We start from the raw sequence: 7623 nt of genomic DNA, 5'->3' as shown, positions 1-7623 counted from the left end.
ACACGACGGTCGACAATAGACGATTCTGGCCAGAAAAACGATCACTAGTCGCTCCTCCAGGCCCGCCGGTCGACCGTGACGGCCAGCACGACCGGCGCCTCGCCGCCCGGGCGGCGCAGCAGCAGGGAGAGCCCGGCCGCGCCGATCGACAACGCACCCGCCACGTACCAGGCCAGGGCGTAGTCGCCGAGCTGGTCGCGGACCAGCCCGGCGCCGGTCGCCGCCATCGCCGCGCCCACCTGGTGGGCGGCGAACACCCAGCCGAAGACCACCGCCCCGGACGCGCCGAAGTGCTCCCGGCACAGCGCCACGGTCGGCGGCACGGTGGCCACCCAGTCCAGGCCGTAGAAGACGACGAAGACCAGCATGCTGGGCTGGGCGGTGCCGGCGAAGAGGCTGGGCAGCACCAGCAGCGACGCGCCGCGCAGTGCGTAGTAGGCGCCGAGCAGCAGCCGGCTGTCCACCCGGTCGGTGAGCCAGCCGGAGGCCACCGTACCGACGATGTCGAAGATGCCGACCAGGGCGAGCAGGCCCGCGGCGGTGGTCTCCGGCATGCCGTGGTCGTGCGCGGCCGGCACGAAGTGGGTGCCGACCAGCCCGTTCGTGGTCGCACCGCAGATCGCGAAGCCGCCGGCGAGCAGCCAGAACGGCCGGGTCCGCGCGGCGGCGGTGAGCGCGCCGACCGCCCGGGCCGCCGCCCCACCGGTCGGCGGGGGCGGGGGCACCACCTCGGCCGCGCCGTAGGCGGGCAGGCCGAGATCCGCCGGATGCTCGCGCAGCAGCCAGAGCACCACGGGTACGACCGCCAGCGCGGCCCCGGCGACGACCAGCGCCGCCACCCGCCAGCCATGGTCGCGCACCAGCACGGCGAGCAGCGGAAGGAAGACCAGCTGCCCGGCCGCCCCGCCCGCGGTCAGCACGCCGGTGACCAGGCCCCGCCGGCGGACGAACCAGCGCCCGGTCACCGTCGCCACGAACGCCAGGGCCATCGAGCCGGTGCCCAGCCCGACCAGCACACCCCAGCAGAGGATCAGCTGCCAGCTCGCGGTCATCCCGACGGTCAGCCCGCTGCCGAGGGCCACCAGCACCAGCGCGGCGGCCACCACCCGGCGGATGCCGAACCGGTCCATCAGCGCAGCGGCGAACGGGGCGGTCAGCCCGTAGAGCATCAGGTTGACCGAGACGGCGGCGGAGATGGTCGCGAGGGGCCAGCGGAACTCGGCGTGCAACGGGTGCAGCAGCACGCTGGGCGTGGCGCGGAAGCCGGCGGCGCCAACCAGCGCGACGAAGGCGACGGCGGCCACGAGCCAGGCCGGATGGAGACGGTGTCGGGTCACGCACCGAGTCTCGGGGGCGGCGGGCGACGCGACGAGTGGCCCGAAAGCCATCATGCGCAATAATCAGGCCATGGCTGTCGTCCCGCACCGGATCGCGGTCCTCGCCCTCGACAGCGTCGTCGGCCTCGACCTCGGCACCCCGTCCCAGGTCTTCGGCACCGCCCGCACCGAGGACCGCACGCCGCTGTACACCGTCGAGGTCTGCACCCCGGGCGGGCGGCCGGTGCGCAGCACCGCCGGCTTCCAGGTGTTGCCCGAGCACGGCCTGGAGCTGACCCGAACCGCCGACACGGTGATCGTCCCCGGCATCCACGAGGGCACTCCGCTGGTCGACGGGGCGGTGGACCCCGACGTCACGGCGGCGCTGCGGGCGGCCCACGACCGGGGCGCGCGGATCATGTCGATCTGCACCGGCGCCTTCGTGCTGGCCGCCGCCGGCCTGCTCGACGGCCGCCGGGCCACCACCCACTGGGCGTACGCGAACCGGTTCCGCCAGCTCTACCCGGGCGTGGACCTCGACCCGGACGTGCTGTTCCTCGACTCCGACGGGGTGCTCACCTCGGCCGGGGTGGCCGCCGGTCTCGACCTCTGCCTCCACGTCATCCGCACCGATCACGGCAGCGCGGTCGCCAACTGGTCCGCCCGGCGCTGCGTCGTGCCACCGTGGCGGGACGGCGGCCAGGCCCAGTACATCGAACGCCCGATCCCCCGCGCCGCGGACGCCAGCACCGCGGCCACCCGCGAATGGGCCCGGCAACGGCTGCACGAACCGGTCGCCCTGCGCGACCTGGCCACGCACGCCCGGATGAGCGTACGCACCTTCACCCGGCACTTCCGCTCCGAGACCGGGCTCAGCCCGGCGCAGTGGCTGCTGCAGCAGCGCACCGACCACGCGCGGCTGCTGCTGGAAACCACGGAGCTGACCGTCGACCAGGTCGCCCGGCACGCCGGCTTCGGCACCGCCGCCGCCCTGCGCCAGCACTTCCACCACCGCGTCGGCGTCGCCCCGACCGCCTACCGCCGCACCTTCCGCCGCACTCCCTGACCCCCGTCCCACCCCTACCCCTCCCCCCTCCCCCCTCCCCCTCCCCCTTCCACTCCGCGATCTTGCACTTTGGGTCCCCTTTTTTTCCCATTTGCACTGTTTCACGGGGGCAGTAAGCGCAAGATCGCCGTGGTGGGCAGGTCGGGTGTCAGGCGGGGTGGAGGTGGGTGCGTAGGGCGCGCAGCTGGGCCAGATGCATGGGCAGGTGGACGCGGGTGTGCAGGTCGAGGGCGCGGCCCCAGGGCAGGGACTCGTCCACGTCCAGGTCGAAGCCCTCCCGCAGCACCGTATCCACGGGAGTCTCCGCGGCCGGGCCGAGCCGGTCGGCGAGCACGCACAACTTCTGGCTGGTGTCGCGCAGCAGCTCGGCCAGCCCGTCCAGCCCACCGCACTCGGAGACCAGCGCGTCGAGCTGCGGCCGGTGGATGGTCTCCAGGTCGTAGTACGCAAACGGCGAGCCGGCCAGCACCGCCTCCGTCGCCTCGCTCAGCAGCTCGTCGTTGGCCGCCAGGTGCGCGACGATCTGCTCGGCGCTCAGCTCGCCGTCCGCGGGCGGGCCGAACCCGCCCGCGTCCACCTCCGCGAGCACCGCCTCATACGCCCGCCGCAGCCCCCCGGTGTCCACCCCGTCCATGCCCCGCATCCAACCCCGCCCGCAGGCGTCGATCATGGAGTTATGGCACCCGATTCACCCGGATGAGGACCCGTGAATCGTTCACGACGTCAGGTCGACAGCGCAGAGCGAAGGCACCCCGGCAGCCGGCCGGCGCTCTGGGGCCGGTCAGCGACGGCCGTGGCGGGAGCGGAGGTAGTCGGAGACGACGTACTCGCCCAGGTCGTCGAGGTCGGGGGTGAGGACGCGGCCCCGGGAGCGGCGGGCCACGGCGTCGACGAAGCGGCGGAGACCGGGGTCGTCGCCGAGCATGAACAGGTTCAGCATGGCCCCGTACCGAGCCAGCCTGTCCACCTCGCGGACAGTCGCCTCGATCGTCTCCGGCAGCGGCGGCCAGTGGAAGTACGCCTCGCCGTCCTCCGGGTCCAGGTGGGCGGTGGGCTCGCCGTCGGTCACCACCAGCACCACCGGCTCGGCGCCCGGGTGCCGGCGCAGGTGCCGCCCGGCCAGCCGCAGCGCGTGCTGCAGGTTGGTGCCCTGCCGCAGGTCCGGCTCCACCGCCGCCAGCTCCTGCTGGGTCAGCGGCATCGCCTCCCGGCCGAACCCGACGATCTGCAGCGCGTCCTGCGGGAACCGGGTCGCCACCAGATGCGACAGCGCCAACGCCGTCTGCTTCATCGGCCCCCAACGCCCCTGGGAGATCATCGAGTACGACAGGTCGACGCAGAGCGCCACTGCCGCCGACGCCCGCTTCTCGGTCTCCATTACCTCGAAGTCCTCGACCGCGAGCTGCACCGGCACACCCGGACCGGCCCGGCGTACCGCACGGGTGAGGGTGCGTACCACGTCGAGGGGCTGCTCGTCGCCGTACTCCCACGGCCGGGAGGCGCCGCTGACCTCGCCAGCCGCGCCCGCCGAGCGCAGGTCGTGCTGGCCGCGCGGGCCGGCCGTCAGATCGGCGAAGACCCGCCGCAGGGCGGTGCCGGCCAGCCGGCGCAGCGCCTTCGGGCTCAACGTCAGCCCCTCGGCGTCTCGGGTCACCCAGCCCTGCCGGCGCAGCTCCCGCTCCAACTCCTGCAGCCGGCGTACGTCGGCGGCGGCGTCCCGGCCCAGCGTCCGGGCCACCGCGTCCACGTCGACGTCGTCCAGGGTGGCGCCCGGCTGATCCTGGTCGAGCTGGTCGAGCAGCTCGTCCAGCTCGGCGAGCTCGCCGAGCGCCCCGGTCGCCTCGCCGTAGCCCAGCGGCCGTTCGCCCCGCATCCGCTCACCGCGCTGCCAGTTCAGGTCGGGGCGCAGCGCCCGCAGCTGGGCGTCGACCTGCGTCAGCTCCCCGGCCAGCCGCTCGCCGAGCGACTGGCGCATCAGCCCGGCCAGCTCCTCGCGCTGCCGGTCCGACAGCGACCGCATCAGCCGCTCCCCGGCCGCCGCCCGCCGGGCCAGCACGTCAACCAACTCGTCGACGTCCTTCGGCCGCTCCGGGAAGAACTCGCCGTGCCGGCGCATGAACTCGGCGAACGCGTCGGTGGTGTCCTCGGACCGGGCGTGCCGGCCCAGCAGGTCGTTGAGGTCGCGCATCATCTCGGCGAGCCGCCGCTGGGCGATCGGGTCCGCGGCGGCCCGCGCCGCGTCCCGCAGCCCGGCGAAGCGCTGCTCCAGCACCTCGCCGCGCAGCCCGTCCAGGATCCGCTGGTACGTGGCCCGGGCCTGGTCACTGGCCCAGTCGTAGCCGGACAGTTCCTCCACCGCGCGGGCGGTCGAGCGGGGCAGGTTGTCCAGCACCGCCTCGGCGAAGCGGGCGTCGTCGCCGTCCCGGCCGCGCAGCTCCTCCCGCTCGGCTGCCAGGGCCTGGTCGAGCAGCGCCCGCGCCCGGGTCACCGCGCCGTCCAGGTCGCCGCGACGCAGCGCCTCCCGGCGCAGCCGGCGGGCCCGGGCGGCCAGCTCGTCCAGGCCGCCCCGTCCCTGCGGGCCCCGCCGCAGCAGGGCACGCAGCGCCTCCCGCAGGCTGCCGCCCGCGAGGACCTCCGCGCCGACCGCGTCCACCCCGGCCCGCACGTCGTACGGCGGGGCGAGCGGGTCGGGCCCGCCACGCCACTGCCCGTACCGGAACCGGTTGCCGGCCACGGTCAGCCCCGGCCGCCGTAGACGGTGCGCCCGGAGTCGGTGACGTCCTTGCCCAGCCGGCGGGTCAGGTGCAGCCCCTCCAGCACGAACTCGATGCCGGCGGCGGCCTCCTCCGGGCCGGGCGCGTCGCCCAGGCCGAGCCGGTCGAGCACCTTGGCCAGCCCGGGCACGGTGCCGGCCTGCCGCAGCAGCTCGGCGGAGGAGACCAGCTCGCCGGTCTCGATCACGTCGCCCTCGGCGACCAGCGCGGTGAACCCGGACAGGTCCAGCCCGGCCAGCCGGGCCCGGAACGTCTCCGCGGTGGCGGTCCGCAGCAGGTGGGCCAGGACCTCGATCTCCCGCCCCTCCTCGCCGCTCTCGAACTCGACCTTCCCCCGCAGCGTGCTCGTCACCGACACCGCGTCCCCCACCCGCGCCACCGCCGCCTCGGGTGAAAGGAGGGGCCCCCTGTTAACGCCTGCGGTTGTACAGGGGCCCCCTGCTAACACCTCATCCGCAGCGGAGCCGCCGGCGGACGCGGCAGTGGACGCGGCGGCGGATCCGGCGGCGAGCAGGCCGGAGCGGCGCAGCGCGGCCGCCGCGACGGTCTCCGCGGCGGCGATGGCGAACCGGGCCGAAACGCCGGAGCGCGGGTCCACCGACGGGGACTCCCGGACCGCGCGGGCGAACCGCGCGAGGACCTCCAGCACGTGCTCCGGCACGGCGGCGACCAGGTCGGCCTCCTGCCGGATCAGCTCCAGCTCCAGCTCCAGGTCGACCGGATAGTGGGTACGGATCTCCGCGCCGAACCGGTCCTTCAGCGGACTGATGATCCGGCCCCGGTTGGTGTAGTCCTCCGGGTTGGCGCTGGCCACCAGCAGCAGGTCCAACGGCAGCCGAAGCTGGTAGCCGCGGACCTGGATGTCCCGCTCCTCCAGCACGTTCAGCAGCGCCACCTGGATCCGTTCGGCCAGGTCGGGCAGCTCGTTGACGGCGAAGATGCCCCGGTTGGTACGCGGCACCAGCCCGAAGTGGATGGTCGCCGGGTCGCCGAGGGTACGCCCCTGGGCGAGCCGGATCGGGTCGACGTCACCGATCAGGTCACCCACGCTGGTGTCCGGGGTGGCCAGCTTCTCGCCGTACCGCATCGAGCGGTGCAGCCAGCCGATCGGCAGCTCGTCGCCGCGCTCCGCGACCAGGGCACGGGAGGCGGGGGTGAGCGGGTGCAGCGGGTGCTCGTTGAGCACCGAGCCGGGAATGACCGGGGTCCACTCGTCGAGCAGCGCGCCGAGCGACCGGATCAGCCGGGTCTTGCCCTGACCCCGCTCGCCGAGCAGCACCATGTCATGGCCGGCGAGCAGGGCCCGCTCGACCTCGGGCAGCACCGTGTCCTGGTAGCCCACGATGCCCGGAAAGCGCTCCTCGCCCGAACGCATCCGGGCGAGGAGGTTGTCGCGGAGCTCCTGCTTGACCGCGCGGTAGCGGTGGCCGGACGCCCGCAGCGCGCCGAGTGTGCCGGGCAGGTCGACGGGCGGAACCGGGGAAACCTGGTTGGGCGCAGTCACCCAACACACGCTATCTCGGTCGGGCGACAAATCGCCCGGCCTTCGACGGTGCCCATGATCCGACACCCGGTCGCCCGCTCCCCCCGCCGAGAAAACCTCAGCCGCTCGGCACCACGAAGCCGGACTCGTACGCGGCGATCACCGCCTGGGTCCGGTCCCGTACGCCCAGCTTGGCCAGCACGTTCCCGACATGCGTCTTAACCGTCTCCGCCCCGACCCCCAGCCGCTCGGCGATCTCGGTGTTGGACAGGCCGGTGGCCATCAGCCGCAGCACCTCGGCCTCCCGCTCGGTGAGCCGCGCCGAGCACAGCCCGTCCCCGCCCCGCCCCCCGTACGCCCCGACGAGCTGCCGGATCGCCGCCGGGAAGAGCAGTGACTCGCCCGTCGCCACCACCCGGATCGCCTCCACCACCTCGCTCGGGCGGGCCCGCTTCAGCAGGAAGCCGCTCGCCCCGGCGCGCAGCGCCTCGTAGACGTACTCGTCATTGGCGAACGTGGTGATCACCAGGACCCGGGGCGGGTCGGCGGAGGCGGCGAGCAGCCGCCGGGTGGCCTGGATGCCGTCGATGGCGGGCATCCGGACGTCCATCAGCACCACCCGGGGGCGCAGCTTCGCCACCAGCGGCGGCACCTCCGCCCCGTCCGCGGCCTCGCCGACCACCCGCAGGTCCGGCTGCGCGTCGATGATCGCCCGCAGCCCCCACCGGATCAGCTCGTCGTCGTCGACGATCACCACGTCGATACTCATCCGGACTCTCCCCTCGGCACCGGCAGGGACGCCCGGACCCGCCACCGCTCACCCTCCGGGCCGGCGGTGAGCCGCCCGCCGAGCAGCAGCACGCGCTCCCGCATACCGTCCAGCCCGCGCCCGCCGCGCCCCGGCCCGGTCGCGCCGCGCAGGCCATTGACCAGCTCGATCTCCAACCACCGACAACTCCAGCTCGGCGCGTCTGACGCCACGCC

Annotated in this window: 6 protein-coding genes and 1 pseudogene; 1 reads left to right on the top strand and 6 read right to left on the bottom strand. The window is 74.4% G+C overall.

Annotation, left to right across the window (positions count from 1 at the left end):
- Positions 1-44: 44 nt before the first annotated feature.
- Positions 45-1337, bottom strand: a complete 1293-nt coding sequence (locus ACNAW0_RS29320) for an MFS transporter (protein ID WP_416291278.1) — start codon at positions 1335-1337, stop codon at positions 45-47.
- A 70-nt stretch (positions 1338-1407) separates the two neighbouring features.
- Here ACNAW0_RS29320 and ACNAW0_RS29315 point away from each other — a divergent pair, with 70 nt between their 5' ends.
- Positions 1408-2382 carry a GlxA family transcriptional regulator gene (locus ACNAW0_RS29315; RefSeq protein WP_416291277.1) on the top strand — a complete coding sequence of 325 codons (975 nt, stop codon included), beginning with the start codon at positions 1408-1410 and terminating at the stop codon, positions 2380-2382.
- A gap of 148 nt (positions 2383-2530) precedes the next feature.
- On the opposite strand, the gene ACNAW0_RS29310 is transcribed toward ACNAW0_RS29315, so the two are convergent.
- The 5 genes and pseudogenes from ACNAW0_RS29310 to ACNAW0_RS29290 all read right to left on the bottom strand — a co-directional run.
- Positions 2531-3007: a hypothetical protein gene (locus ACNAW0_RS29310; protein WP_416291279.1), complete on the bottom strand. Its 477-nt coding sequence runs from the start codon at positions 3005-3007 to the stop codon at positions 2531-2533.
- A gap of 156 nt (positions 3008-3163) precedes the next feature.
- Entirely contained in the window at positions 3164-5116 is a 1953-nt protein-coding gene (locus ACNAW0_RS29305) for a VWA domain-containing protein (protein WP_416291276.1), read from the bottom strand.
- 2 nt (positions 5117-5118) lie between these two features.
- Positions 5119-6660, bottom strand: a complete 1542-nt coding sequence (locus tag ACNAW0_RS29300) for a magnesium chelatase (RefSeq protein ID WP_416291275.1) — start codon at positions 6658-6660, stop codon at positions 5119-5121.
- Positions 6661-6757: 97 nt separating this feature from the next.
- The gene (locus tag ACNAW0_RS29295; protein ID WP_416291274.1) at positions 6758-7408 is read right to left on the bottom strand and encodes a response regulator; all 651 of its coding nucleotides are present in this window, start codon (positions 7406-7408) and stop codon (positions 6758-6760) included.
- Positions 7405-7623, bottom strand: a pseudogene (locus ACNAW0_RS29290) (hypothetical protein); the annotation flags it as partial. The gene ACNAW0_RS29295 and the pseudogene ACNAW0_RS29290, both read right to left, overlap by 4 nt.

Source organism: Micromonospora sp. SL1-18 (assembly GCF_047921505.1).
Taxonomy (GTDB): domain Bacteria; phylum Actinomycetota; class Actinomycetes; order Mycobacteriales; family Micromonosporaceae; genus Micromonospora.
The sequence above is the reverse complement of the archived record's forward strand: the minus strand, read 5'-3'. Positions and strand labels throughout refer to the sequence as shown.

Coding starts and splice junctions, on each gene's coding strand:
- ACNAW0_RS29315 (WP_416291277.1), top strand. CDS start 1,408: ATGGCTGTCGTCCCGCACCGGATCGCGGTCCTCGCCCTCGACAGCGTC.
- ACNAW0_RS29295 (WP_416291274.1), bottom strand. CDS start 7,408: ATGAGTATCGACGTGGTGATCGTCGACGACGACGAGCTGATCCGGTGG.